The organism is Pseudomonas sp. AC463 (assembly GCF_979253585.1).
In genome coordinates this window covers 1-408 of record NZ_CEEDDZ010000152.1, presented here as the reverse complement: position 1 = coordinate 408, position 408 = coordinate 1, and the positions used below count along the sequence as shown (strand labels likewise).

At 68.6% G+C, this 408-nt stretch carries 1 pseudogene; it reads right to left on the bottom strand.

The annotated features are described in order from the left end of the window. A pseudogene (locus tag AC0IYH_RS29545) lies at positions 1 to 408 on the bottom strand (hypothetical protein); the annotation flags it as partial.

Sequence of the window (408 nt, the reverse complement as noted above, 5' to 3'; positions counted from 1 at the left end):
CTCGCATGCCCTTCGTCGGAAAACGACACGACGAGGCGGTGCTCCGTCTCCACCACTTCGGGCGGCGAGTTCAGGCGTAAACGCTCGGGATGACCGGCAAAGTCGGTGACCGTGACGAACAGGTCGAGCGGCTGACCGTCGGGCAACAATCGCGGCCCGCGTTCCGATGCTGCCATCGCGTCGAACGCGTCGAGCAGCAATCCGGTGAACGTCTCGCCCCCGAACGGCGGTTCGAACCAGCGCGAGCGGACGAAGTGCGACAGCTTCGCGCGCACCTCGTCGCGTGTGGCGGCATCGGCATGCTCCTCTAGCGCCTCCGTGCTGCGCCCCGCCGCCATCCACGCGAGCGGCAAGGCCCACAGCTTCGACAGGCGATGCGCGGGCGCGGCGGCGGGATCGATCAAGGCC